This is a genomic window from Bacillus sp. TH25, assembly GCF_016650935.1.
Taxonomy (GTDB): Bacteria; Bacillota; Bacilli; order Bacillales; family Bacillaceae_G; genus Bacillus_A; species Bacillus_A mycoides.
Window position 1 is genome coordinate 815,597 of sequence record NZ_JAEKEU010000039.1, and the last position, 26,890, is coordinate 842,486.

The following is a 26,890-nucleotide window of genomic DNA, read 5'->3' on the forward strand; positions in this document are numbered from 1 at the left end:
AGTTTAACTCTTAGCTTTTTTCTTTAGAAAGGCTTCTAAACGGTCACAGCCTTCTTTTAAAGTTTCGATACTGTAAGCATAGGAAAGGCGAAGGTAGCCTTCACCGTATTCGGAAAATGCGGTTCCAGGAACAACGGCTAGCCCAGCTTCTTTTACAAGATCAAGTGCAAAATCAAATGATGAAGATGTTAAATGTCCAACATATGGGAATAAATAAAATGCACCTGTTGGCTTCTCAACAGTTAAACCCATTTGAATGAGTCTATTATATACGTAATCACGGCGTTTTTTGTATTGATAGCGCATCATCTTCGGGGCATCTTTAGCAGCTGTTAAAGCTTCGATTGCAGCATATTGAGCAATTGAAGTAGCGCATGTAACATTGTATTGATGCACTTTTAAAATGTGTTTTGCTAAATAACTTGGGGCAAATAAAAGTCCGATACGCCAACCAGTCATAGAATGTGATTTTGATAAGCCGTTAATGACAATAGTCTTATCACGCATTTCTGGGAAATGAGCGATAGATGTGTGTTTGTCTTCATATACAAGTTCGCTATAAATTTCATCGGAAAGAACGAAAATATTTTTATCTTTTAAGATAGATACAATATCTTCTAATTCTTCTTTTGATAAGGTAACACCAGTTGGATTAGAAGGATACGGTAAAACGACGCATCGTGTTCGTTCTGTAATTGCATTTCGCAGAGCTTCAGCTGTTAAACGAAATCCAGTTTCACGAACATCTATAAAAATAGGAGTTGCACCGCATAGTCGAATAATCGGCTCGTAACCAGGATAAATAGGAGCAGGCAAAATTACTTCCGTTCCTGGTTCTAAAATAGTTCGGAATGTAACATCAATCGCTTCACTAGCACCGATTGTAACAATGGTTTCGTTTTCAGGTGAATAATGTAAATCATAGCGATCCTTTACAAAGTTACAAGCTGCTTCGCGTAATTCTAGTAAACCAGCGTTATGTGTATAGCTTGTATAATTTTCTGTAATGGCCCGTTTAGCTGCTTCTTTTACTAGAGAAGGTGTAGGGAAATCGGGTTGCCCAATTGTTAAAGAGATAAGATTATCATAGTTTTGAATCATATTAGAGAACTGACGGATTCCAGAAATTTGGATGTCCTTCACTCTAGGATTAATGAATTGTTCCATTGTATCTCCCTTTCTTCCGTTTGAAAATTAAGTTCATTTTATCATATTTTCAACTATTACGCTTTGTTTATAAAATTTCCCCCGCTATTTGTGAAAGATAAGAATCGTATCTTAAAATTCAGTGGAAGTAAGAAATTATGTGAGGATTCAAATGTCTATAAGAGTATAAGCTGTGTGAGTTAATTAAAGTTTCACTTAAGCATAAACACAAAAAAAGCCGCTGCAAGCGACTTTTTAATAACCGTATTCCCAATCTATTTCATCTTCGTTCCAAAGTACGGAAGATACTTTGCCAAGATGGACAACGGATTCATTTACAGCACATGTACAGTCTTCGTCCCCTGCTTTATGTTGCAATTCTTCGTATACTGATTTTTCAACGTTTTCTAGCACAACCAAATTTTCTTCTTTTAAAACAAGCGTAGTACCCGCCATATTTATCTTCCTCCTACTAAAGTAATGATCACTTATTTGTAAACATAGATAGTATGGATTATATGCTGTATTTTGCGATAGTTGTCCGTCTAGTGAAGTGTTTTTTATTTTCTTTGTAATCCGTATTCATTGTATACTGCACGAAGGAAATTTGGTACAGGGTTTACAATCATTTCGGAAATTTGTAACATTTATTATTAGTTGTTAACAAATAATTAACAAATATGTTAAGAAAAATCAAAATTTTGAAACAAATAGACTTATAAAATGATATAATCATATCAAAATACATATAGGGGATGAGAGGCTATGGAGCTGATTCGTGATTTAATGATCCAAATTGCCATCATTATTTTACCACTATTTTTATATGAAGCGATTCGTTTAAATCGTTATCAAGGAATGCTTCCGAAGCCTAATCGCTACTTTATTATGTTTTTATCTAGCGTTACACTCGTTCTCTCCATGACATACTCTATTTGTTTTGGTACCGTTTGCGGATACAATTTTCATCCAGTCCCAATTGTTAGTGGTTTTTTATATGGTGGGATTGTTGGGCTCATCCCTGCCATTATTTATGTTGCATATGAATGGATTTTTAAGGGGCTTAGTTGGTTGCCTATGGTAGAAGTTATATTTCTTTCGATAATTCCATTATTTTTGTCAAAGAAATGGTCTCTTTTTTCAAGAGATAAGAAGCTAATATTAGCTTTTATGATTGCATCATTTTATGTTCTTGTTTCATTAGTAGTCGGGATGTTGAATGTCCTTTTAGAAACAGGCTTTACACCGTACATATCTAATCTATATAGTGGGTATATATTTGCATCACTTATTATGGTTATGACAATGGTATTTCAAGTTTATTTGACTGAGTATTTAAACGAAAATGCATTATTGCGTACAGAAATGCAAAAATCAGAAAAACTTAATATTGTAAGTGAGTTAGCTGCAAGTGTTGCACATGAAGTTCGAAACCCTCTCACTGTTGTACGAGGGTTTATTCAATTGCTAGAGAGTACGGAAGACGTAAAAAACAAAGATTATATGCGTCTCGTATTAGCTGAACTGGATCGTGCTGAACAGATTATTTCAGATTATTTAAATTTAGCAAGGCCTCAAATTGAAAAAAAAGAACATATTTGTTTATCAGCACAATTAATTGAAATGACAACTCTTATGTCATCATTTGCAGCTATGCAGGGCGTTTATTTGCAAGTTGAGATTTCTGAGAGCCTTTATACTATCGGCGATAAGACGAAATTGAAGCAAGCTATTATGAATGTTGTTAAAAACGGTATTGAAGCAATTCAAGGAAACAAAGGGTATTTAAAAGTAACAGCTATTCAAAAAGATGAATTGATAATAATAAGAGTTAAAGATAGTGGTGTTGGAATGACAAAAGAACAGTTAGTAAGGCTTGGACAACCGTATTATTCTTTAAAAGAAAAAGGAACAGGATTAGGCCTTATGGTAACATTTAGTATTTTACAAGCGCATAATGGCACATTGGAATATAAAAGTGAAAGCGGAAAAGGAACTGAAGCTATTATTATATTGCCAGCTGTACGATATAAGGAATAAAAGTTACCGATAGAAGGTAACTTTTTATTTTATCGTGCATTAGAAAAAGATACAAAATTTCATTCATTTATTTTTTCTTGTTTTGTTCGAACGAATAAACTTTTAAATGATTGAAAGAAGCTTTGCTCTTTTGAGGCGGCGACTAATCTTTTTGTTTCTTGAATTTCACGAATAACTTGCATAAGTTGTGTATCACGGTTGCTGTCTTTATTGTAAATTTGGTTGACAAGTTTATTCATTTTTTCTTCTTGTTTGGATTCTCGCTTATACATATGATTCATTAATAAGTCCATCTTTTCTTTTTGGAGTGCATCTGTTTGAGCGGCGTGAACAACTAGATCTTGTAACATTTTTTCTTGTGAGCCTTCTTTTACATAAACTTGTTGCATTAGTTCATCTAATTTCTCGTCTTTTAAACGATTTTGTGTAATGAGAGTAGAGTTTTGATGAATAATTGCTTCATTTAATTGAGCAAGCATTTCAAGTTTTAGCATGAACTCCTCAAAGTTACGCCCATCTTCTTTTGGTTGCACTTCTTGTTTATCTTGAATAACAGGTACAGGTGGGGCTTCTTTTTCTTTTAAAATAATAGGTATTGTTTCTGAAATGTCCTCTTGTAATGTAGCAGCTCTTTCATGTATAGATTTCAATAGTTTTAAATCATCCAATTTATAAATACGAGCATCAGCTGTTTTTGAAATGATATAACCGTGTTCCTCTAAGAGTTGGCTATATTTTCGGACTATATGTTTTGGGATACCTGTTTTATTTGTAACATCTTTCGTTTTATAAATAGCTTCCATGATAGTTCCTCCCCAAAAAGTATCGTATATATCATTTCAACCTTTTATGAGGACTTCCTTTGAAAAAGAATGTCGGAAGGTTATTAGTTTTCTACAGCATTAGTGAAAAGATGAAGAAAAATGAATGTTTTTGGCGGAATGGAGAGGAAGAGCTAAAATAATGTCTGAAAACATACATAGAAGAAGTTTGTTATAATAACTGAGGAAAAGAAATTGGTAGGCACACGGAGGTACACATGAAGCAATTTAAAGGTATTATCATTTCAATTATTGCAATTCTTTCTCTTTTGGTAGCGGTATATGAAGTACTTGTGCCAGAGGAGACAAGTACTAAAAAAACAACTACGTATGATCAAATTCTAGAGTTCCCGAAAGAACGATATCCAGAGACCGGAAAACATATAACGGATGCTATAAAAGAAGGGCATTCAGAAATGTGCACAATTGATCGTAATGGTGCAGCGGATAGAAGGAAATTATCGTTAGCGCCATATCCGACGAAGAAAGGTTATGATCGTGATGAATGGCCGATGGCGATGTGTAAGGAAGGCGGAAAAGGAGCCCATATTGAATATATAAGTCCAGCAGATAACCGCGGTGCAGGTTCTTGGGTAGGGAATAAGCTAGACAAATATCCAGATGGTACGCGTGTGAAATTTGAAGTGAAATAGTAATCGGCATACATTTCATAGTGGAGGAGAGGGGTAGTTATGGAATTAACAATTTCATATTCGCAATTAATGATAATGAATTATGATGGTCAGCAGCCTTATGTAGATTGGACTCCTGAAGATTTTGAAAGAGGCTATGCTGAGGTGGATGGAGCTATTATTTTTGAAGCAATCTCTGACTATACTTGTGAAGTAGAAGTTACTTGCGGAAATCATATTGAGAAAGAAGAAGTGGTTAGAACGATATCAGTTCCTTTCACAGTGAAGAATGAAGAAGTATATATAACAAGTATTCTTTCTAATAAATTGCATATTCCTATTCCGAACGGGGAATATATGATAGTCTTGCAGGCAACTCCTCTTGAAGAGCCAACAGACGATGAATTGTATAAAATACAATACGACTTCTATTTTGAGAGTGTAGAATAAAAAAACGTGTTATCCTTTTTGAAGGATAACACGTTTTTTATTATGCGTTTGTTTTTAGGAGAGAACGAGCGTCTTTTGCTGCCTGAACCATGTGCTCTAAAGCAGGTATAACTTCCTCAGTTCTTCGTGTTTTTAAACCACAGTCTGGATTAATCCAGAAATATTTAGGATCACATACTTGTAAAGATTGTTCTACGATTGTGAACATTTCATCTTTACTTGGGACACGTGGGCTATGAATATCATATACACCTAGACCAATTCCTTTTTCATATGTTGTATGCTTTAATGTATTAATAAATTCTCCATGACTTCTTGATGTTTCGATAGAAATAACATCTGCATCTAACGCGCGAATTGCATCTACAATATCTTCGAAGTTACTGTAACACATATGAGTATGAATTTGTGTTTCATTTTCTACAGAAGATGTTGCTAAAAGGAATGATTGAACTGCCCATGTAATGTATGCATCCCAATCTTTTTCTTTTAACGGCATACCTTCACGAAGTGCAGGCTCATCGACTTGGATTACTCTAATTCCGGAAGATTCAAGTAATTCAATTTCATGACGAAGTGCTAATGCAATTTGATATGAAACTTCTTTTCTTGAAATATCATTTCGAACGAATGACCAATTTAAAATAGTGACAGGTCCAGTGAGCATACCTTTTACTACTTTCTCTGTTAAGCTTTGTGCATATACAGTTTCTTTAATAGTCATTCCACTTATAAAGGCAACATCACCATAAATAACAGGTGGTTTTACGCAGCGGGAACCGTATGATTGTACCCATCCGTTTTTAGTAAAGGAGAAACCAGCAAGTCTTTCGCCAAAATATTCCACCATGTCAGTTCTTTCGAATTCACCATGTACTAGTACATCAAGACCAATATCTTCTTGGTAACGAATCCACTTTGCAGTTTCTTGTTCAATGAATTGATTATATTGTTCATTTGTAATATCGCCGTTACGCCACTGTTTACGTGTTTGACGAACTTCAGATGTTTGCGGGAAGCTACCGATAGTTGTTGTTGGTAACAACGGTAATTGTAAAGCTACTTGCTGTAGTTCATATCGTTTTTCAAATGGAAGAGGACGTGAGAAATCATCTTCTTTAAGTGATGTACGTGCCACTTTTACATCTTCACGATTACGTGCAGCTGATGAGCGGATTGCATGATGTGCATTACGATATGTTGTCAAATCGCTCCTTATGCTTTCTACACCTTTAGTAAGAGCAGAATGGATAAGGACTAGTTCTTCTAATTTTTGATTAGCAAATGCAAGTGCATCAAATAATTCACTTGTTAAGTGCGTTTCTTCCGTTTTATCAATTGGAGTATGCAATAAGCTACAAGAAGGTTGAACAATTAAACCTTTTGCTGTGATTTGATTTTGTAATGTTGTAAATAAAGAAAGTACATCATCAAGATCAGCTCTCCAAATGTTACGGCCATCTATACAACCGATAGCTAAAATTTTATCAGCTGGGAATCCGTATTTTGAAATAGCATTTACATTACCTTCTTTGCCATGAACAAAGTCTAATCCAATACCAGAAACAGGGAATGTAATGATTTCTTCATAGTTCTCTTCTACACTATCAAAATATGTTTGTAGAAGAAGATTAGCATTCGGAACTTCTTTATGAATAGCTTCGTAAAGTTCTTTCGCTTGATTAATTTCATCTTTTGTTAAGGATGCAAAGATTGGTTCGTCAACTTGAATAATTTGTGCTCCAGCTGCGTGCAATTCAGAGAATAATTGTACATAAGGTGCAACTAGCTCTTTTAAAATAGTGGGAAATTGCTCTTCGTTATAACCTTTTGCTAGTTTTAGGAATGTATAAGGTCCTAAAATAACTGGTTTTCCATCAACGCCTAACTCTTTTTTCGCTTCTTCATATAAACGAAGAGGGCGATTGTCTTTTAAAGAGATTTGTAATCCTTCTTCATATTCAGGAACAATGTAATGATAGTTTGTGTTAAACCATTTTGTCATTTCAGAAGCAACGTGATCTTTAGAGCCGCGTGCCATTGCAAAATATACATCAAGGTAAGAGGTAAACTCTGAAAAACGTGACGGGATGAATCCTAACATGTAGGCCGTATCCAGAACGTGGTCATAATATGTAAAATCGCCAACTGGAATTAATTCAATTCCTTTTTCTTGCTGTACTTTGACGTGTTGAAGGCGAATTTCTTTCATTGTCGTTAAAAATTGTTCTTCATCAATTTTATTGGACCAAAAAGCTTCCAATGTTTTTTTCCACTCTCGTTGTAGTCCGATACGTGGATAACCTAAGTTACTTGTTTGAATTGCCATTTTAAATTCCTCCCTAATTGAAAGTAAGCATTTCCGTTTACTCGGAAATACCTATAACAAAAAGCATAAAGGCATAGAAAAATAAGCCTTCCTTTTTGTTTTTAACACCTCATCATCATCCGTGAGTCTATCAGTGTTGTTAAAACAGGCAGGTCTCCTGACTTATGCTTTATATAATTTCTTTCACCTTCCCGTTTTCACAGTGGTACCAAAAAGAAATCTCAGCATTTACAGTGGCGGGACCGTGTTGGAGTTTCACCAAGCTTCCCTTTTAAACACGAAACGAAATTTCCGTGTACCTATTTTCCTTTTGAAAGGAATTTAACAAGCGATATGATATTGAAACAAATTCTAACACAATTTTTCGAATTTTGTCTACTGTTTTAAAATAAGAAAATTCTAAAGTTTTTTATTTCATATTATTCGGAAAATTAAGTTTTTTTAATGTTTATTTATTATTAAAATGAGGGTGTTTTGAGTTGCGAGGAATAATTATAGTGTTAAGTTTTTCTAGAAGAGGAGGCACCTCTTTTAGAAAAACTTAATCATTATCTACACCTATTTCTGAAAGACGACCTGCAGTTGCATCTTGTAAGAGCGTGTTTAGCCAACGTAATTCAACATTAATATGCTCAATGACGCTTTGTAGAATATATAGTTGAGCACGAGGAACTAGTTGTTTATTATGATCGTATATCGTTTGCATTGTATGTAAATATAGCATTGTATCATCTCTCTTTTTTTTCAAAATAGGAGCTAGAGCTTGTTCGTCGCTAAAGTGAGCGAAAGAGAGCGCTGAATAAATAGGTTTATATATTTGGTTTTTCGCTTCAAATTGTTTTAATAATAAGGTGTGGAAAAGGGCTTTTCCTTCCCCTGTTATATGGAAGATTGTTTTATCTGGTCTATTCGTATCTCTAACAATATTGGTAACGCTAATCGCACCTTGTTTTTCTAATTGCTCGAAGGCGTAGTATAGCGATCCCTTGGCATATTTAATATAACAATCCATTTGTCTTTCTTTCATTATGTGCTGCACTTCATAGGGATGTTTATCTCCTTCGAGTAACAAGCCGAGAATGACTAACTTCATGCTCATGCTGTCTCAACTCCTGTATATAGAAACTTTATATATATTATAAACGGTATATCCTCTTTCATAAAGGGATATACCGTTTTGTTTTTCTATATTAGCTTACTTGTTTTTGTTTTTGCTTTGTTTTTGGTCCTGTTAAAAGACGTTCATTTCCCATAAGTAAAATACAAATTATACTTAGCGTAGCTGGGATAAGTGCCCAGAAAAATGTATTAGCAATAGATGTTGCAAGAGCCTCTTTAATTCCGCTCAGTACTTCAGGAGGTAGCTTTTCAGTAGCATTTGGTGATAATAAAAAGCTTGTGTCTCCACCTTTAGGAGCCATTTTTTCTAGTTCAGGAGGGAAGACTGCTTTTAATTTATCAGTGAAAACATGATTTTGAATCGTACCGAAAATCGTGACGCCAAGGGTCATTCCAAGTGAACGGAAGAATGAGTTCGTGGATGTAGCAGAACCGCGATCTCTCATTTCTAGTTTGTGGATAGATGCCATACTTAAAACTGAGAAGGAGAATCCAACTCCAAGTCCAGCAAGCACCATAAACATTGTTACGAGTGTACGAGGTGTTTCCATAGTTAAAGTACTTAGTAAATAAATACCAAGAACGAAGAAAACTCCAGATACTGTCATGATGTTACGATAACTTGTTCGTGAAGCTAATTGTCCACCAGTTTGACTTCCGATTACAGATCCTACCATCATAGGTGTCAAAATTAATCCAGCATTTGAGGCTGAACCACCGAGAACACCTTGAACGAAGATTGGAATATAAACTGTACAGATGATAAAAGCTGCGCCATAGAAAAAGGCAACACCTTGGCTAGCTGCAAATAAAGGTTTTTTAAATAAATGGAAAGAAATAATAGGCTCGGTTGCGTTTCTTTCTACGAAGAAGAAAATAATAAGCAGAATAACAACAGTTGAAAATAAACCAATAATCACATTAGAGTCCCATGCATATTCTTTACCACCAAGTTCTAAAGCAAACATTAAGCAAACGATACTAATGACAAGCGTAATAGCACCAGCCCAGTCAATTTTTTGTTTTCGATATTCTAGAGACTCGCTATAGTATTTAGTAATGAAGAAGAAGGAAATAAGTCCTAATGGAATATTAATATAGAAGACCCAGTGCCAACTTATATAATCTGTAATGTAAGCACCTAATAAAGGTCCGAAAACACTAGATGTTCCGAAAACAGCACCAAATAGTCCGGTCATTTTTCCTCGTTTTTCAGGCGGGAATATATCATACATAATTGTAAATGCGATAGGCATAAGAGCGCCGCCACCAATTCCTTGAATGGCTCTATAAATACTTAGTTGTTCAATACTTGATGCTGTCCCGCAAAGTGCAGAACCGAATAAGAAAAGAATTAGTCCACCAATAAAAAAGCGTTTCCGTCCGTACATATCAGACAGCTTACCGAAAATAGGCATTCCGGCCATTGTTGCTACCATGTAGGCGGATGTGACCCAAACGAATTTGTCGAACCCTCCTAAGTCTCCGACAATCGTTGCCATCGCAGTTGCGACGATTGTGTTATCCATTGCTGCCATTAGAATACCAAGTAGTAAACCAGCAACAACAAATTTTGTTTTACTTGAATCGTTTTTTGATAGTTGTGCTTCCAAAAGTAGCCCTCCTTTAATAAAAATTAAACTAACTTAAGTTTTTTAGTGCAATGCATAAAAAAACTTTATGTACAGTTTGTATCGTTCCTCTTCATTTTATAAAAAATTGCACTGACATGATATAAAGGATGGAAATCATAAATTATATTATAGTCAAATTTGACTAAAAGGCAAATGTTTTCTACCGCCAAATTATTTTATCCCGCTTTAACTGCCCGTTAAAGCCCGATTGGTGAAGGCTAATAATCAGTGGGGGATGGACAAAACCCCCACTGATTAAAGTTTCACTTTATTATATTGACCAAAAGAGAGAGTAAGAATTTATTTTGTTATGTAGTCAAGGAAGGAAATTGTAAAAAAATATTTAATAAAGTATAACCTGTGTCAACCTATTAAAAATGGTTTTTTCTTTATATTGTCGAATAGGATAAAAGGAGAAGAAAAATTTAATATGGTTTGTAACAAGCTCAATATTTTTTCAAAGTGTAGTTTATTGCGTCGAGAGGCAGAATACAGTTGTATAGATGATATATCTGGAATGAGGTGAATATATTATGAAAATATGGAAACGAATTTCGGATCAAGGAAGGTATTCTATACCGTTACAGCCGGTTTTGTGGATTGATGGTTCTAAAAAGGACACGGAAGCATCCAATGTAGCAGTCACATTGCAAATCCGTAGTATGTATAAAGAAAAATTTTCGTATGAGATGATCTATGATGTTAATGACATACTAATTATTCGACTTGAAGTTGAAAATAAAGGCGTTGAGATGATTTCGCGAGTAGTTGTAAGTCATATGATTCGTGATTATTTCGCGTATATCCCAAACTCTTTAAAAGCAGATAAGGGAATAAGTGAGTTTTTATTTCAGCTTGTAAGGTGGCGAATCGATAATTTATCACCGAGTGAAAAGGTAGAATTAATTTGTCAAATAAAAGCAAATAAAGATAAAGCTCCTCCCAATTCATTATTTCAGGCTACATATACATTTCAATATAAAGGTGTATCATATGGACCGCTACAAACAAATGAAGTGGTTGTCAGAAAATGATAAGAAGGAACCTGTGCGAAAGGTTCCTTCTTTAATGAAGATTGTGCTTCTTGAGTAATTTCTTTTGTTCCACTCCCTTTTTTCCAATATAGTTATTTTTGTATCCAAAATATAGAATGAATAGAAATGAAATAACATTTACTATAGCGTCAATTTGATCGTTTGTAATGAAGTTTACTCCGAAAGAGTTAAATAGTAATTTTAATGATAACAAAAAGCCAGCTAGTAAGCGCATAATATCTAATAGATTTTCTTTTTGAGGCATATAGGTCACTCCTTCCTAAAAACGATATATAGTATATATATGAAATAAAATAGAAAAGGTATACAAGATTAAGTAGAAATGTACATTAAATATGTACATTTTTTATTTTATAGAAAAACATTATTGTTATAGAAACATATATTGGTATAAAAGGGGAGAGTATGAAACATAAAGGGAAAATTAGTGGATTATTACTTGGGAACACAGTTGCGGTTACAGAATGGATTGCACTTCAGGATGTAATTGCTAAGCTAGATTCGCGATCATTTTTAACCGTCTTTATTATTTATATATTGCAAATGATACTAAGCTATTATTTTGGACATTGGTACGATAAAAGAACGAATACGCGTGTAAATATTGAAGTAGGAGGAATGACGAATAACGATTTTGTCGTTGATTTTTTTGGAAAAGTAGCTGCTTTATCAGAAAGAGATTCTCGTAATATTACAGTGTATATTCTTTCCGTAAAAGAATGGGATGTATTAAAAGACACAGTGCAAGAAAAAAAGTTAGATGAGCTAGTCCAAAGAGTAGAACGTACAATTGTAAAGACAGTTCGAAAAGGCGATGTAGTTACGAGGTGGGATGAAAATAAATATGTTATCGTAGCTGTTGATAATGGCTATGAAAAGTCAACAATAACAAGTCGATTAATCAAAAATATTCAAAATGAAATAGCGAATGATTTATTAAGTGTCACACTATTATTTGGGGCTGCAAGTTATCCTATAGAAGGGAAAACTTTTGAAGATTTGTTTAGAAAGGCACAAAATCAATTGTATAATTATAGAAACTTGCAAAGTCATGAATGAAACTTTGATTTGAAGAAGTATGATATAAAGATTTTTTTGTAACATTTTTTTGTCTTTTGTTACAAGAAGACTTTTTTTTGTAACAAAAGTCTTTAAAAATATATGAAATCAGCATATAATTGTGTGTGGATGTGTCAATGCATTTTGCACAATGTTTTCAGTTTAAAAGTGTAGAGGAAAACATGCTCTACACTTTTCCTTTTTAAGAAATTAAAAGAATCTTTGTAAGAGTTGCGAGGTCCCCTTTGCAATATGTAAAATGGACAAAGAGGTTATTTGATAGAAAGTGAGAAAGGGAATGATAGACGTGAGAGGTCAACGATCATCTTTTATCAGGTGAAATATTATAGTGTTTCTTGCAGTAGGTAAGATTAAGGTAAATACCTTTATGTTTTAAGACATTACATAATTTCAAGTGCGAAAATTGTACAAGCAGTATAAATAATTATTGATGATCTTCGTAAAAAAGATGCGAGCGTGAAATAGATAAAGAAGTTACATGTTTTTCATGGGATTTTTGGCACGATGGTCGCTTATTAATAGGAGGAAAAGATGTTGAAATATAATAAATTAGCAATTGTAACTGCATTATCAATGACTTTACTAGCTGGTTGTTTCGGCCCAAAACCAGAAGAGGAGCTATATGTTGCTTTTGAAAATGCTGCCAAGCAAGAAAAAACAATGTTTGAAGATGCGAAAAAATTAGAGTCATTAGAGAAAGAGGGGCAAGTATTATATAATCAAATTGTCCAAGAAGGAAAAGATAATAATCAGGCTGTTAAGGATAAGCTTGATCAAGCGGTGAAAAATACAGCTGAGCGAGAAAAAGTTCTTATTAAAGAAAAAGAGGCGTTAAATAAAGCGCAAGAAGAAGTGAAGTCAGCTGATAAGCATGTGAAGAAAATTGAAGATAATAAATTAAAAGACCAGGCGGATAAAGTAAAGAGTACTTATGAGAAACGACATGATTCATTCCAAAAGATGTACGATAGCTATAATAAGTCTTTAAAGCAAGAAAAAGAATTATATACAATGCTACAAGATAAAGGTACAAAATTAAAAGATATTAGCGAGAAAGTAAAGTTAGTAAACCAAGCATATAAAGATATTGAGACAGAGAAAGATAAGTTTAATGAATATACGAAATCATATAATACAGAAAAAGTTGCATTCTATAAACAAGCGAATATTAAAATTAAGGAAGATAAAAAATAAAACAGTTTGGCCTAATATGGGCCAAACTGTTTTATTTTTTTGTATAGGTACGGCTATACCATGGAACTGCTTCGCTTAATTTTTTTTCTTGTTTTAATGCTTCAGGACCAATATAATCTTGAAGTGTTTTTTTTGCTATTGTTAAAGATAAGGTTGTTTTCGGATTTCGATAGGAGGATTCAAGGTGACCAAGATGCGGTAGGGTGCGAAAATCATCTTTCGTAGGAGGGATATGGAAAAAATAATCACCTAAACGTATAAGAACATCGGATTGTTGTTGACTAAAACGTGGATTTCTAGAAAAATGTAATCCTTCTTTGATAGCCTTTTTTTCAGTAATTAAGCGTTCTAAAGCAGTCTTTTTTAACCAATATAAGTACTTAGGGTTAGTTGCAGCTTTAGCATGACGATTCACAACGAAAATAGATTGAGCTAGTCTATTAATAGAATGTTGATTATGTAATTGAGATTGGGGTTGTGAAGGTTTCATATTGAATCTCCTTTCAATTTTTCCTTATTATAGCATAAATAAAATGGGTTTTTATTATATGCAAAAAGTAATTGTATATATTTTCAATATTAAAGCAATATTGTTATAAAAAACAACTATTTTGTATAATAGTGATAGAATATGTTTCAGAAATTTGATAATGAAAGAGTGAGAAGTTTGAAAGAAATATTAAAACTACAATATGCCATTATAGACATTGGTTCTAATACAATGCGCTTAGTTATTTATGAAAAACAAAGCGGGGGTTTTTATAAAGAGATTGAAAATACGAAAGTGGTCGCTAGGTTAAGAAATTATTTAGTAAATGGTGTATTAAGTGAAGAAGGAATAGAAGTATTATTACAAACATTATTTCAATTTCAAGAAAGTACACGATTCCATAAGCTGCATCATGTACTTTGTGTTGCAACGGCAACAATTAGACAGGCTGAGAATCAAGAGGAAATTAAAAAACTTGTTGAAGGGCAAACAGATTTTACTCTTAGAGTTTTATCAGAATATGAAGAAGCACGTTACGGTTATTTAGCAGTTATGAATTCCACTTCATTTTCAGAAGGAATTACAGTTGATATTGGTGGGGGGAGTACAGAAGTTACATACTTTCGAAATAGAGAAATTTTAGAATACTATAGCTTTCCTTTTGGAGCACTTTCTTTAAAGCAACAATTTATTCAAGATGATATTCCTACTACAGAGGAGTTAGATGAGATTAGAAGGTATTTATGGTATCAATTCCGAACGCTACCATGGTTAATTGATAAAAAATTGCCTCTTATCGCAATTGGGGGTAGTGCGAGGAACATGGCGAAAATCCACCAAAATTTAATTTGTTATCCTATAGCTGGATTACACTTATACAAAATGAAAGAAGACGATATTAAAAATGTAAAAGATGAATTAAAACAATTATCATTCATAGACCTTCAAAAATTAGAAGGGTTAGCAAAAGATCGAGCAGACACAATTATCCCAGCGGTCGAAGTATTTCATATGCTTGTTAACGTTATAGAGGCATCGGCTTTTGTATTGAGTAAAAAAGGATTAAGAGAAGGTGTTTTCTATGAAGAATTAACGAAAGATTTGGGGATCTCATATTATCCGAACGTAGTAGAAGAGAGTTTATATTTATTGTCATATGAATACGAATTAGACATGGAATTTGTCATTCAACTTATTAAACAAGGAACATTAATCTGCAAACAACTTGAAGGAGCTGGACTCATTTCTATGTCAGCGAAAGACTGGGGAATATTCCATCAAGCAGCGAAAGTATTTAATATTGGAAAATATATAGATGAAGAAGCGAGCCGCTTACATACATTTTACTTACTAGCGAACAAAACAATTGATGGTATGATGCATAAAGATCGAGTTAGATTAGCGCTTATAGCTTCTTATAAATCAAAAATGTTATTTAAACAACATTTGGCACTGTTTGAAGGATGGTTTGATAAAAGTGAACAAAAGAAAATTCGATTATTAGGGGCTGTATTACAATTTTCGGCTGCTTTAAATATACGACAAAGATCGCTTGTTGAAACAATATATATAACGGAAAGTAAAGAAGGTTTAACATTCAGGATTTTATGTGAAGAATCGGCATTGGCGGAAAAAGTTCAAGCGGAAAAACAAAAAAAACAACTTGAAAGAGTATTAAAAACGAATATTAACTTAGTATTCGAATTGAAATGTTAGGTTGTACGGATGTCTTTACAAAAAATTAACACTTTGGAATATTGTAATTTGATAAAATAAAAGTAATTAAATTATATTAAAAAAGTTTCAAAGGGAAGTGTGAAGCGAATGGAATTACTAAAGGGGAATTTAGTAAATTTAAATGATACAGCGTATTATAATAATCGTGAATTAAGCTGGCTAGCATTTAATGAACGTGTACTACAAGAAGCGCAAGATGAAAATAATCCACTATTAGAAAGACTAAAGTTTATTAGTATTTTTAGTTCGAATTTAGATGAATTTTTTATGGTGCGCGTAGCAGGTTTGAAAGATCAAGTAAGTGCGGGATTTAATCAGCCAGAAAATAAAGCAGGTTTAACACCAAAGAAACAGTTAAATAAGATTGCGATAAAATCGCATGAGTTAATGACTGTGCAGTATGAAACGTTTAAAAATTATGTATTGCCAGCGCTTGAACTAGAGGGGATTGAGCGTTTAACATTCCATGATTTGACGAAAGAGCAAAGGGAATTTATCGAGGAGTATTTTGATGAACAAATATTTCCGGTTTTAACCCCTGTATCTATTGATGCGTATCGTCCATTTCCAATGTTATTAAATAAAAGTTTGAATTTAGCTACTATTTTATATGATGAGCAACAGGCTGAGGAAGAAAATCGTACGAAGTTAGGAATTGTACAAGTGCCTTCATTACTGGAGCGTTTCATATTTTTACCGAGTGAAGGGCAAAAACATAAATTTATTTTATTAGAAGATGTAATTAGTGGTTTTACTCATAAACTATTCACAGGATATAACGTATCACCTGTTACTCGTTTCCGTATTACACGTAATGCGGATTTAACGATCCATGAAGAAGGTGCACGCGATTTATTAAAAGTAATTGAAAAAGAATTGAAAAAGCGTAAGTGGGGAGCTGCCGTTCGTTTAGAAGTTGGTAAAGAACACATTGATGAAAGAGTGTTAGCGTTATTGTATGATGTGTTAGAAGTAAAAGATGAAGATGTGTACATGATGGATGGACCGTTAGATTTAACATGTTTATTCTCCTTATATAAAAAATTAGCGCCTTTATATGAACATCTAGTATATCCGGCTCTTATTCCTCAACCTCCTCAAGATTTAGGTGATGAGGAAGATGTATTTGAAAAAGCGATAGAACATGATATTTTATTACACCATCCCTTTGAGTCGTTTCAGCCAGTCGTTGATTTTGTCCGTGATGCGGCAGATGACTCGAATGTACTTGCGATCAAACAAACATTATATCGTGTAAGTGGAGATTCTCCAATAATTCAGGCGCTGAAGGTAGCAGCTGAAAAAGGAAAACAAGTGACGGTATTGGTTGAGTTAAAGGCAAGGTTTGATGAAGAGAATAATGTTCATTGGGCTAAAGAATTGGAACAGGCCGGATGTCACGTTATTTACGGAGTGAGTCACTTGAAAACGCATAGTAAAATTACGTTAGTTGTAAGAAGAAGAAACGGAAAAATTGAAAGGTTTGTACATCTTGGAACCGGAAATTATAATGATGCAACAGCGAAGTTGTATACCGATTTTGGATATATTACATCGCGAAAAGACTTTGGTGTAGATGCAACAAATTTCTTTAATTATTTGAGTGGTTATACAAAAAAACCGCATTTTCATCATTTATCCGTTGCCCCGTTTGATATAAGAGAGCAGTTTATGGAGTTAATAGATGAGGAAATCCGTTATCATAGACAATATGGAAATGGATATATTATCGCTAAAATGAATTCGTTAACAGATAAACCGTTAATAAAAAAAATGTATGAAGCATCACAAGCTGGGGTAAGGGTAGAGCTCATCGTTAGAGGGACATGTTGTTTAAGACCTGGGATTCCGAATGTAAGTGAAAATATTCGTGTAGTTAGTGTTGTTGGAAGATATTTAGAACATAGTCGTATTTATTATTTCCATCATAATGGAGATGAAAAAATATATTTATCTTCAGCTGATTTGATGACGCGAAATATGGAAAAACGAGTAGAAATATCCTTCCCAATTTTAGATATTGAAATGAAAGCGAGAATAAAGGCAATTTTACAGCTGGTTTTAGCTGATAATGTGAAAACACGTGAACAAAATAAAGATGGTGACTATTATTATATAATTAATAGTAGTATAGAAGAAATTGATAGCCAAGTGAATTTATTTAAGATGGCGTATCAAAATACAGACGCTGAATAGTGTGAAAAAAGTAAAAACCTCTTATTGAATTTAAGAGGTTTTTACTTTTTTTCTCTACTCATATATTCTCAAAATGGAAGGATGAGTAGAGAGAATAGTTTTTATTATAGGCGTGTGATGAGTTGGTTCGTTGAGAGAAAAACATTAGAAGAATGGTTGGTTTAAATTAATAATAGTATGGTTGTTGACAAGGCCCTCCGTAACAAGGAAAAGGTGCTGGTGGTGGGAAAGGCGGTGGATAAGGCGGGTAAAACGGTCTAGGCCCGAAAGCTAATGCTCCGCCTAGCAATCCTCCAGCAATTCCAGCTAGAAATGGAACACCGAAAAATGGAAAGAAGCGTGAGTCGCCTGCTGGGCCAAAAGGTGCTGAACGAACTGGGATCGGTTGATAATATGGATACATGAACAAACCTCCTTTACTGGACTCATTTTTATCATATGGTGGACCAAGCGTGGATGAGCGCGTACAAGGAAGGATATGTAAGGAAATAGGCGAATTGTTACGAATGTTGTAGGATGAAGAGTGTAATTTCAGGTTTTGACATAAAGCGGAATGGGACACGTGTTCTTCCAATACCTCGATTGACATAGAGAGTCAAACCTTGAATGTTATAGAAACCTTCAATATATTCTTTTGCAAGCGACGGGGTAATAATAGCACCTAAAAAAGGAATTTGTACTTGTCCGCCATGGCTATGACCAGAAAGTTGAAGATTGATTGGATATGTAGCGATTTGTGGCGCGATATCTGGTTCGTGAACGAGAACAATTGTATAAATATTTTGTTTTGCATGTTGTAAAGTTTCCGCTATTTTTGGTTTACCCAGTAGCATATCATCGAGTCCGAAAATAGAAATTTCACTATTATCCAGTAAACGAATTCGCTTTTCGCTATTTTGCAAAAGTTCAAATCCAGATTCGCGCATGATGTGATCATAGTATTCAGTTCCATATCCGCCATGGTCGTGGTTACCATAAATAGAAAATTTACCGAAGGGTGCCTGTATATTCTTTAAAATGGATGCAACAAAAGAAGCCTCGGTATATGTTTGGTAATCATCAATGAGATCACCAGTAAAAAGGACAATATCTGGCTTTTCAGCATTAATCTTGGAAACGATTTGAGATAAATGTTGGAGAGAGAAATAGTATCCTAGATGTAAATCGCTAAATTGAAGGATCTTCATACCATGAAAACCTTTTGGTATGAGCGGTGATTTAAGTGTGTGTTGCGTAAAAGAAAGCAAATAGGGCTCTATATATTTAGCATAATAATAGCCGATACTTGCGGTTATAAATGAATATAGACAAGTGCGTATTCCAGATTTCAAAAAATTTCTTCTTGTAATTTTCTTCATATACAGGTTACTCGAACCTCCCTTCAGTTTTTTTAAAATATATTTTAAATACTAAAGAAGTAGTATAGATTACGAAAAAAATGAACGAAAAGAAACCTCTTTACGTTAAAATATCAGAAAAATTTAAAAATATAAAGATTTCTATCAAATAAAGTGATAAAATGAATGTGTATTCATTTTTTGGAGGGGATGTATGTGAAAGAGAAGGTAGTTATTATAACAGGTGGATCAAGTGGAATGGGAAAAGGGATGGCGATTCGTTTTGCGAAAGAAGGGGCACGTGTTGTTATTACAGGGCGTACAAAAGAAAAGCTAGAAGAAGCAAAGTTAGAAATTGAACAGTTTCCAGGGCAAGTATTATCTGTACAAATGGATGTACGAAATACTGATGATATTCAAAAAATGATTGAACATATTGATGAGAAGTTTGGACGAATTGATATTTTAATAAATAATGCAGCTGGAAACTTTATTTGTCCAGCAGAGGACTTATCTGTGAATGGCTGGAATTCGGTAATTAATATTGTATTAAATGGTACATTTTATTGTAGTCAGGCTATTGGGAAATATTGGATTGGAAAAGGTATAAAAGGAAATATTATTAACATGGTGGCAACATATGCATGGGATGCAGGCCCAGGGGTTATCCATTCGGCAGCAGCTAAAGCTGGTGTATTAGCGATGACAAAAACTCTTGCTGTTGAGTGGGGACGTAAATATGGAATACGAGTTAACGCTATCGCACCAGGACCAATTGAACGTACAGGTGGTGCCGATAAATTATGGATTTCAGAAGAAATGGCTAAGCGTACATTGCAAAGTGTTCCACTTGGTAGAATGGGTACACCAGAAGAAATTGCGGGTCTAGCTTATTATTTATGTTCAGATGAAGCTGCATACATAAATGGAACTTGTATGACAATGGATGGTGGCCAGCATTTGCATCAATATCCATTTTAAAAGGGATGAAAAAACGAATGATTTATTCATTTCTTTGTGGTAAAATATGACGAAATTGTGACACTTAAAAGAAATGTGTTTACAAGAGGGGATATATACGTTATATTTAAGACCTCTTTTTTCTTCATAGTAGAATTGCTAATTCCCCTTAGCATTTTACCCCTCTAATCCCTTCAGGAAAACTGAAGGGATTTTTTATTATTTTTCCGTAAATATCGTGTTATAATTTTTGAAAAGTAAAGGGAGGGAAGCACGTTGATAGATGCATTAGATGTAATGAGTAACTTGGATAAAGTCCTTCCTTATTATCAAGCTATTTTTAGTGCTGATGAGCATACAGTAATTGGATATGAAGTTGTAGGACGTATTCAAACAGAAGAGGGCATACAAAGTTTAGCATCTTTCTTCCATGATGATTCTATTCCGAGTGAGTTCCAACTTGAAGCGGATAACATCATCGTAGAAAAAGCGTTAAATAGGTATTTAGAAACAGATCAAAAATTATTATTATTTATACATCGGAATGCTAATGTATTAATGAATGATGAAGATGAAAGTTTACTTCAACTTTTGCTGATGTATGAAGAACAAGGTTTGAACTTACAACGCATTGTTCTGGAAATAACAGAACATGAATGTAAAGAAGATATAGAACAATTTAATCATTTACTCATGTATTATCGTACATATGGTATTCAAATTTCGATTAATAAAGTCGGAACGGGTACAAGTAATTTAGAGCGTATTAGCGTGTTAGCACCGGATATTTTAAAAGTAGATTTAACAAATTTAAGGCAAACTGCACTTTTACAATCTTATCAAGATATTTTATATTCCTTATCTTTACTTGCTAGAAGAATTGGTGCGACATTGTTATATGAAGAAATTGATGCTTTTTATCAACTACAATATGCTTGGAAAAACGGTGGTAGATATTATCAAGGTAATTATTTGAAAGAATGTTTACCTGATTTTATTGAAACGAATGTTTTAAAAGAGCGACTTGGTAATGAATGTCATCAATTTATTCTGCATGAGAAGAAGAAGTTGCAAAAAATTTATAATTTAACAGAGATGTTACGTGATCGAATTGGTGATGTTCTGTCAAAACAAAAAAAGAATGAAGATATAAATGATTGGTTATTACAATTTAGCCAAAGCATATCACAATATAGTTTTCGGATATTTATTTGTAATGAAGATGGTTTTCAACAATCGGGTAATGTTATGAAAAAAGATGGTGGATGGATCATTATGCCAGAGTATTATATGAAGAACTGGAGCTGGCGCCCGTATTTTCTAGAAAATATAATGAAAATGCGTTTTGAGAATAAGGCAAGACTTTCAGATTTATATGCTGATATCGAAACTGGTGAAATGGTACGAACATTTTCATTCCCTATTGATGATGAAAACTTTTTATTTATAGATTTATCGTACGAATATTTATATGAAGAAGATGTTTTATTTTAATGCACGAAGAGATTCGTGTATTTTTTTGTTTGTTTTTATCATAAATTGGTAATAGTGAAAATGATGATGAAAATGCTGTCTATCGTTGTAAAGATTTTACGAACGAAATCATCCCTTTCTTTGCATAATCATTGTTACAATGAATACTACAAAGACAAGCTCTTTTAAAAGGAAGGTGAAAAAATGAAGAAATATGGAATATGGTTTGTTCTATTTATATGTGTTGCCTTTCTAGTTGGCTATAGTGTCACAACTGTTTTAGGAAAAGAAGAAGTGAAAGTGGATCGGAAAGAAGTGTTTACAACGATACAAAAAGGTTATGAGACGCAATTTTCAATCCGCGGGAAGCAAATACCTATGAATAAGATGATAGAGACGTTATCACCATATTTTACAAATAATTTCCTTCAAGTTTTTACAGATGAAAACAGTAGAAATGAAAAACAAAGTGGTGAATATTTACTTCCAGCAAAAGAAGCTCCGTTTTCTTTTAATTCAGAAACAAAAATGTCTTATGATGAAGAACATAAAAATTTATATGTCTATGAGCGGACAAAGAGTGGACAATATCAAATTGTGACATTGCAAAAGGATAATGGAAAATGGAAATTAGCAGGGTATCATGAAAGTCAGGAACTGTTGACTGAAATAAAAAGGTTACAACAATTATGAGAATAGGAATAGGTGTCGCCTATTCCTATTCTATACCGAGTAGCTGTTGTAATTTTTCAATTTGAAAACCTGCCACAACTTCTTCGTCAATTACAACTGTTGGAGTTGAATAGGATTCATAGTCATATAAAAGACGATTGCGTGCAGCAGCGTCTTTTTTTATGTCAAATTCTTCATATACAACGTTATTATGTTTTAAAAATTCTTTTACAATGGTACAAGGCGGACAATCAGGTTGTGTATAAACCTCAATTTTTTTCATTGTAATTCCTCCCTTTTTCTGTTGTTTATTATATTCTGCCAGTATAAAAAGCGCAATAAAGAAGTAAAAAGATGCTCTTTCATCTTTTTACTTCTTATTTCGACAAATTTTAGTTGAGTTTCTTGCCAAGAACCTTTATCCTAGATTGTGGAACGTTTTTTCTGTTATGACGGATAGAATGAGTATAGCTGTAAAACCTATTGGTAGGAAGATCAGAGAAAGGAGAGATTTCATGTCTCTACTCCAAGGAATTTTAACTCGACTTGTTAGTCTACAAGAACAAGCTGAAAGCGGTGAAGTAGCACAACGCTATTTTGAAGTGAACGGTGAGCGCAAATGTAGCGTGAAATTTTTCGATAAAAGTGAAATGTATGAGTTAGAAGTGTATCAACAAGGTGAAAAACCTCAAGTGTATCAATTCGATAACATCGATATGGTTGCAATTGAGATTTACGATATCATTTCTTGATACATATAAAAAAGGTACTGCCAAATGGCGGTACCTTTTTTAGTTATATTAATTAATGGGCTATATAGGTAGTAGAAGTTGTAATTTAAGTCGCGATTAAATAAAAGAGTTTTTACAAATGTATATGTATAGGAATTTTTTATTTTTCCTACAATGATAGTAAATATTAATAGGAGGTGCAAAGGATGGAACGCTTACCGATTGTTATTTGTCCTAATTGTCACAGTCATGCTGAAATTAATCACGTATTAACCGCCCAGTCTAATCAAAATGTAATTTATACATGTAGGTTTTGTAATTATGTAATTCGAAATATTGAAACGAATAAAGGGTAGTAAGTTATAATTTTTGTTTTTGTCCCATACAATGAGAATACGAAAAGTCTGTCTAATTGAAAGGACGTGACTATGTGGACGGTGAGTATACATTTTATAATGTTTCAGAGAGACATTTGAATTTTGATATGGTATTTAACCGTATTTGTAGTTTCATTGAAAAGGATCCGCGAAATTTATATCGATTATCTATTGGGACAGACTCACAAGCGCATCAAAAGGATACGAGGTTTATTACGGCGATACATATTCATCGTGTTGGAAAAGGAGCATGGGGATGTTTGCATCATAAATCAGTGAAAAATAAGCCAGCAACGTTGCGAGAGAAAATATATTTAGAAACACAGTTTAGTCAAGAAATCGCCTATCTATTTACTCCCAATCATATACAAGCGATATGGGATTTATTGCACCCATACGCTCAAGATGGAGCAGGATTCATAATGGAAATTCATTTAGATATCGGGAATGATGGTTTAACAAAAGAATTTATTTTAGATATGACGATGAAAATTCAAGCAATGGGATTAACAGCAAAAATTAAACCAGATGCTTATGCGGCATTTAGTTACGCAAATAGATATACAAAATAATGTGAAATGATGTCTATATATTCGCAGTCGTTAAGTATTTCTAACAAAAACTGAATATTACATCTGTTAAATAGACTGAAAAATTTATATAATGAGAGTGATGATGCGAGTGCAAGGAGAGGAGCATATGGAAAAGGAATTTGTTTTAACAAGAGAAGAAGAAAATTTATTGTTGGATATTCTGTTTCAGCAAAATTACGCGAGCGAAATTTTAGCGGTGGAGCTTACAGACATTGAGAATGGTTTAAAACAGACAGATGTGACGCAATATAAAAAAATCACAAGATTGTTTTACCGATTAAAAAATAAAGGGTATTAAGCACTACCGGAATGGTAGTCTTTTTTTATGTTATATGCTAAAATAGTTATGTATTTTTATTTTTATTAGAAGAATGTCAGGACAAAATAATAATATGAAAACGCTATCATAAAATGTGAATAGGATCGGAGAATATTAGCAGGAAAAAGGGAAAATGGGGGATGTAACATGATTAGTATTCCGAAAGACGAGTTTCAACAAATTCTTGTGAAGGATTTAATGATTTCATCAGATAAAGTAGCACATGTACAAATAGGGAATGGTCTAGAACATGCTTTACTCGTTCTTGTGAAATCTGGATATTCGGCGATTCCTGTTTTAGACCCTATGTATAAACTACATGGGTTAATTAGTACTGCTATGATTTTAGATGGTATTTTAGGATTAGAGCGCATTGAGTTTGAAAGACTTGAGAATATGAAAGTGGAACAAGTGATGAAGGAAGAGATTCCAGTTCTTATGTTAGAAGATTCTTTTGCAAAAGCTTTAGAAATGACAATTGATCATCCTTTTATTTGCGCTGTCAATGAAGAAGGTTACTTCGAGGGTATTTTAACACGTCGGGCTATTTTAAAATTGTTGAATAAAAAAGTGAGACAGCATAATCGATAAGGTAGGGAAAGTGACTTCACAGAAAAGGCGAAGTCACTTTTTTTCGTGCATATCAGTTGTGTATGTATTATATTTAAAAAGACATAAAGCATAAGAAAAGTTTGAACTAACAAACCGTTCTAATGTATAAAAGTATGCAATTAAATTAAGGATGAAATGCTTATTAAAATTAGGTGTATGGAAGCTAAGGAAAGAGGGAGAAAGTTGCAAATTGATGATTTTCAAATGATGGTTGTGTTAGCTCAGGAATCAAATATGAGAAAAGCGGCGGAACGTTTATTTGTTTCCCAACCTGCGCTTAGTCAACGATTACAATCTATGGAGAAACAATGGGGAATGAAATTTTTTATTCGTTCACAAAAAGGATTAACAATTACACCTGAAGGGGAAAAAGTTGCAAATTATGCAAAAGAAATGTTACAACGGGAAGAGGGTATTAAAAGTGAACTGGCTCTTTTTAGAACCGAAACATACGGTACGTTAAAAATAGCTGTTGCATCAGTCATTGGGCAATATTGGCTTCCGCCTGTTTTGAAAAAATTTGTGCATAAGTATCCTTCTGTGAAGATATCTCTGTTTACTGGCTGGAGTAGTGAAGTGCAAAAGCAATTTTATGAAGGAGACGTTCATGTTGCTATACTGAGAGGATCACAAGAATACAAAGGGCAGAAACAACAATTATTTGAAGATGAATTATATTTAGTCGATAAAGAAATAAAAGATATTTCGATGTTAAAAGAGACAAATAGACCATTTATTCAATTTAAAAGTGATTCGACCTACTATGGACAAATACAAAATTGGTGGTATGGATTATTTTCAAATCCACCTAAGCGAACGATTGTAGTTGACCAAATTGAAACGTGCAAACAGCTTGTTTTAAATGGAATAGGTTATGCTCTTTTACCTTCGACTGTTTTAAAAGAAGTGCAGGAAAATATGTATAAAACACCTGTTCAATTAACGAGAGAAACATGGTTATTGACGAGTGACTCGGCAAGGCAGTTGAAGCAAGTACAAGCATTTTTAGAAATTATAGAAGAAATTCAAATGGAAAAATAAGATTATTGTCTTGCTACTCGCTCTATCGTTTGGTAGAGTAACATTATAAATGGATTTAGGAGGCAACAAGAATGAAAATGATGGACGCTAACGAAATTATTTCGTTTATTCAAAACAGTGAAAAGAAAACTCCTGTAAAGGTATACATAAAAGGGGATTTAAAAGAGGTAACATTCCCTGAAACAGTACAAGCATTTGTAAATAAAAAATCTGGTGTATTATTCGGAGAATGGTCTGAAATTAAGACAATTCTTGATGAAAATAACAAGCACATTGTTGACTATGTAGTTGAGAATGACCGTCGTAATTCTGCAATTCCAATGCTTGATTTAAAAGGTATTAAAGCTCGTATTGAGCCAGGCGCGATTATTCGTGACCATGTAGAAATTGGTGACAACGCTGTTATCATGATGAATGCAACAATTAACATCGGTGCTGTAATTGGTGAAGGTACTATGATCGACATGAACGCAGTGCTTGGTGGACGTGCAACAGTTGGTAAGAACTGTCACGTAGGTGCAGGTGCTGTACTTGCTGGTGTTATTGAGCCACCTTCTGCAAAACCAGTTATCGTTGAAGATGATGTTGTAATTGGTGCAAATGTAGTTGTTCTAGAAGGCGTTACAGTAGGTAAAGGTGCAGTTGTAGCAGCAGGAGCTGTTGTAACAGAAGATGTGCCTCCATATACAGTTGTTGCGGGAACTCCGGCACGTGTAATTAAAGAAATTGATGAGAAGACAAAAGCAAAAACAGAAATTAAACAAGAGCTTCGTCAATTAAACCCAGAGAAATAAAAAATAAAAAGCGTAAGAGCATGAATGTGCTCTTACGCTTTTTATAGATAGAGGTGCA

General features: G+C 33.7%; 29 protein-coding genes and 1 riboswitch. Of the genes, 18 read left to right on the forward strand and 11 right to left on the reverse strand.

Annotation, left to right across the window (positions count from 1 at the left end; translation table 11 throughout):
• Positions 1–3: 3 nt before the first annotated feature.
• Complete coding sequence (locus JFT89_RS28210; protein WP_002066944.1) at positions 4–1,167, reverse strand: aminotransferase A; 1,164 nt, start codon at positions 1,165–1,167, stop codon at positions 4–6.
• A gap of 234 nt (positions 1,168–1,401) precedes the next feature.
• Positions 1,402–1,602, reverse strand: coding sequence for a hypothetical protein (locus JFT89_RS28215; RefSeq protein WP_000929276.1), 201 nt, complete (start codon positions 1,600–1,602; stop codon positions 1,402–1,404).
• Between the two features lie 309 nt (positions 1,603–1,911).
• On the opposite strand from JFT89_RS28215, the gene JFT89_RS28220 reads away from it, so the two are divergent.
• The gene (locus JFT89_RS28220; protein ID WP_002014814.1) at positions 1,912–3,186 is read left to right on the forward strand and encodes a sensor histidine kinase; all 1,275 of its coding nucleotides are present in this window, start codon (positions 1,912–1,914) and stop codon (positions 3,184–3,186) included.
• A gap of 59 nt (positions 3,187–3,245) precedes the next feature.
• Here JFT89_RS28220 and JFT89_RS28225 read toward each other — a convergent pair whose 3' ends face one another.
• Positions 3,246–3,989, reverse strand: a complete 744-nt coding sequence (locus JFT89_RS28225) for a DUF3967 domain-containing protein (RefSeq protein WP_002014816.1) — start codon at positions 3,987–3,989, stop codon at positions 3,246–3,248.
• A 236-nt stretch (positions 3,990–4,225) separates the two neighbouring features.
• Here JFT89_RS28225 and nucA point away from each other — a divergent pair, with 236 nt between their 5' ends.
• Positions 4,226–4,660, forward strand: a complete 435-nt coding sequence (gene nucA, locus JFT89_RS28230) for a DNA-entry nuclease (RefSeq protein WP_002014817.1) — start codon at positions 4,226–4,228, stop codon at positions 4,658–4,660.
• 39 nt (positions 4,661–4,699) lie between these two features.
• On the forward strand, positions 4,700–5,089 hold the full coding sequence (comJ, locus tag JFT89_RS28235) for a competence protein ComJ (protein ID WP_002145973.1): 390 nt from the start codon (positions 4,700–4,702) through the stop codon (positions 5,087–5,089).
• Between the two features lie 40 nt (positions 5,090–5,129).
• Here comJ and metE read toward each other — a convergent pair whose 3' ends face one another.
• From metE to JFT89_RS28250, 3 genes are all read right to left on the reverse strand, one after another.
• Complete coding sequence (gene metE / locus JFT89_RS28240) at positions 5,130–7,418, reverse strand: 5-methyltetrahydropteroyltriglutamate--homocysteine S-methyltransferase (RefSeq protein WP_201040936.1); 2,289 nt, start codon at positions 7,416–7,418, stop codon at positions 5,130–5,132.
• Positions 7,419–7,548: 130 nt separating this feature from the next.
• Positions 7,549–7,736, reverse strand: a riboswitch (cobalamin riboswitch).
• A 223-nt stretch (positions 7,737–7,959) separates the two neighbouring features.
• The gene (locus tag JFT89_RS28245; RefSeq protein WP_002165135.1) at positions 7,960–8,517 is read right to left on the reverse strand and encodes a PadR family transcriptional regulator; all 558 of its coding nucleotides are present in this window, start codon (positions 8,515–8,517) and stop codon (positions 7,960–7,962) included.
• 91 nt (positions 8,518–8,608) lie between these two features.
• Positions 8,609–10,150, reverse strand: coding sequence for an MDR family MFS transporter (locus JFT89_RS28250; RefSeq protein WP_002014821.1), 1,542 nt, complete (start codon positions 10,148–10,150; stop codon positions 8,609–8,611).
• Positions 10,151–10,704: 554 nt separating this feature from the next.
• On the opposite strand from JFT89_RS28250, the gene JFT89_RS28255 reads away from it, so the two are divergent.
• On the forward strand, positions 10,705–11,205 hold the full coding sequence (locus tag JFT89_RS28255) for a hypothetical protein (RefSeq protein WP_002014823.1): 501 nt from the start codon (positions 10,705–10,707) through the stop codon (positions 11,203–11,205).
• 31 nt (positions 11,206–11,236) lie between these two features.
• Here JFT89_RS28255 and JFT89_RS28260 read toward each other — a convergent pair whose 3' ends face one another.
• Complete coding sequence (locus tag JFT89_RS28260; RefSeq protein ID WP_016096190.1) at positions 11,237–11,470, reverse strand: phage holin; 234 nt, start codon at positions 11,468–11,470, stop codon at positions 11,237–11,239.
• A gap of 161 nt (positions 11,471–11,631) precedes the next feature.
• On the opposite strand from JFT89_RS28260, the gene JFT89_RS28265 reads away from it, so the two are divergent.
• Both JFT89_RS28265 and JFT89_RS28270 read left to right on the forward strand, forming a co-directional pair.
• Positions 11,632–12,285: a diguanylate cyclase domain-containing protein gene (locus tag JFT89_RS28265; RefSeq protein ID WP_002033822.1), complete on the forward strand. Its 654-nt coding sequence runs from the start codon at positions 11,632–11,634 to the stop codon at positions 12,283–12,285.
• A 552-nt stretch (positions 12,286–12,837) separates the two neighbouring features.
• Positions 12,838–13,500 (forward strand): YkyA family protein, encoded by a 663-nt coding sequence (locus JFT89_RS28270; protein WP_002066948.1) that lies wholly within the window; start codon positions 12,838–12,840, stop codon positions 13,498–13,500.
• Between the two features lie 31 nt (positions 13,501–13,531).
• Here JFT89_RS28270 and JFT89_RS28275 read toward each other — a convergent pair whose 3' ends face one another.
• Positions 13,532–13,990: a YkyB family protein gene (locus JFT89_RS28275; protein WP_002066920.1), complete on the reverse strand. Its 459-nt coding sequence runs from the start codon at positions 13,988–13,990 to the stop codon at positions 13,532–13,534.
• A 141-nt stretch (positions 13,991–14,131) separates the two neighbouring features.
• Here JFT89_RS28275 and JFT89_RS28280 point away from each other — a divergent pair, with 141 nt between their 5' ends.
• The gene (locus JFT89_RS28280) at positions 14,132–15,706 is read left to right on the forward strand and encodes a Ppx/GppA family phosphatase (RefSeq protein WP_080116920.1); all 1,575 of its coding nucleotides are present in this window, start codon (positions 14,132–14,134) and stop codon (positions 15,704–15,706) included.
• A gap of 108 nt (positions 15,707–15,814) precedes the next feature.
• Positions 15,815–17,923 (forward strand): polyphosphate kinase, encoded by a 2,109-nt coding sequence (locus tag JFT89_RS28285; protein ID WP_002014829.1) that lies wholly within the window; start codon positions 15,815–15,817, stop codon positions 17,921–17,923.
• A 166-nt stretch (positions 17,924–18,089) separates the two neighbouring features.
• Here the strand turns inward: JFT89_RS28285 and JFT89_RS28290 are convergent, their stop codons facing one another.
• Both JFT89_RS28290 and JFT89_RS28295 read right to left on the reverse strand, forming a co-directional pair.
• Positions 18,090–18,326, reverse strand: coding sequence for a hypothetical protein (locus JFT89_RS28290; RefSeq protein ID WP_002014830.1), 237 nt, complete (start codon positions 18,324–18,326; stop codon positions 18,090–18,092).
• A 97-nt stretch (positions 18,327–18,423) separates the two neighbouring features.
• Positions 18,424–19,281, reverse strand: coding sequence for a metallophosphoesterase (locus JFT89_RS28295; RefSeq protein WP_002014831.1), 858 nt, complete (start codon positions 19,279–19,281; stop codon positions 18,424–18,426).
• A 195-nt stretch (positions 19,282–19,476) separates the two neighbouring features.
• Here JFT89_RS28295 and fadH point away from each other — a divergent pair, with 195 nt between their 5' ends.
• The 3 genes from fadH (at position 19,477) to JFT89_RS28310 (ending at position 22,386) form a co-directional block, all read left to right on the forward strand.
• Positions 19,477–20,241, forward strand: coding sequence for a 2,4-dienoyl-CoA reductase (fadH, locus tag JFT89_RS28300; RefSeq protein WP_033707150.1), 765 nt, complete (start codon positions 19,477–19,479; stop codon positions 20,239–20,241).
• A gap of 255 nt (positions 20,242–20,496) precedes the next feature.
• Positions 20,497–21,714 carry an EAL domain-containing protein gene (locus JFT89_RS28305; protein WP_002066923.1) on the forward strand — a complete coding sequence of 406 codons (1,218 nt, stop codon included), beginning with the start codon at positions 20,497–20,499 and terminating at the stop codon, positions 21,712–21,714.
• Between the two features lie 183 nt (positions 21,715–21,897).
• Positions 21,898–22,386, forward strand: a complete 489-nt coding sequence (locus tag JFT89_RS28310) for a DUF3993 domain-containing protein (RefSeq protein ID WP_002014834.1) — start codon at positions 21,898–21,900, stop codon at positions 22,384–22,386.
• A gap of 25 nt (positions 22,387–22,411) precedes the next feature.
• Here the strand turns inward: JFT89_RS28310 and JFT89_RS28315 are convergent, their stop codons facing one another.
• Positions 22,412–22,648 carry a glutaredoxin domain-containing protein gene (locus tag JFT89_RS28315; RefSeq protein ID WP_002014835.1) on the reverse strand — a complete coding sequence of 79 codons (237 nt, stop codon included), beginning with the start codon at positions 22,646–22,648 and terminating at the stop codon, positions 22,412–22,414.
• A gap of 232 nt (positions 22,649–22,880) precedes the next feature.
• Between JFT89_RS28315 and JFT89_RS28320 the strand changes: the two genes are divergently transcribed.
• The 7 genes from JFT89_RS28320 (at position 22,881) to dapD (ending at position 26,832) form a co-directional block, all read left to right on the forward strand.
• On the forward strand, positions 22,881–23,117 hold the full coding sequence (locus tag JFT89_RS28320) for a YkuJ family protein (protein WP_000055151.1): 237 nt from the start codon (positions 22,881–22,883) through the stop codon (positions 23,115–23,117).
• Between the two features lie 185 nt (positions 23,118–23,302).
• Positions 23,303–23,452, forward strand: a complete 150-nt coding sequence (locus tag JFT89_RS28325; RefSeq protein ID WP_002033828.1) for a hypothetical protein — start codon at positions 23,303–23,305, stop codon at positions 23,450–23,452.
• A gap of 74 nt (positions 23,453–23,526) precedes the next feature.
• Entirely contained in the window at positions 23,527–24,045 is a 519-nt protein-coding gene (locus JFT89_RS28330; protein ID WP_002088343.1) for a ribonuclease H-like YkuK family protein, read from the forward strand.
• A 127-nt stretch (positions 24,046–24,172) separates the two neighbouring features.
• Positions 24,173–24,364, forward strand: coding sequence for an antirepressor AbbA (gene abbA, locus JFT89_RS28335; RefSeq protein WP_002145987.1), 192 nt, complete (start codon positions 24,173–24,175; stop codon positions 24,362–24,364).
• Positions 24,365–24,532: 168 nt separating this feature from the next.
• Positions 24,533–24,976 carry a cyclic-di-AMP-binding protein CbpB gene (gene cbpB / locus JFT89_RS28340; RefSeq protein WP_002066926.1) on the forward strand — a complete coding sequence of 148 codons (444 nt, stop codon included), beginning with the start codon at positions 24,533–24,535 and terminating at the stop codon, positions 24,974–24,976.
• A 177-nt stretch (positions 24,977–25,153) separates the two neighbouring features.
• Positions 25,154–26,038: a transcriptional regulator CcpC gene (locus JFT89_RS28345; protein WP_002014840.1), complete on the forward strand. Its 885-nt coding sequence runs from the start codon at positions 25,154–25,156 to the stop codon at positions 26,036–26,038.
• 71 nt (positions 26,039–26,109) lie between these two features.
• The gene (dapD, locus tag JFT89_RS28350; RefSeq protein WP_002014841.1) at positions 26,110–26,832 is read left to right on the forward strand and encodes a 2,3,4,5-tetrahydropyridine-2,6-dicarboxylate N-acetyltransferase; all 723 of its coding nucleotides are present in this window, start codon (positions 26,110–26,112) and stop codon (positions 26,830–26,832) included.
• The last annotated feature ends 58 nt before the right edge of the window (positions 26,833–26,890 follow it).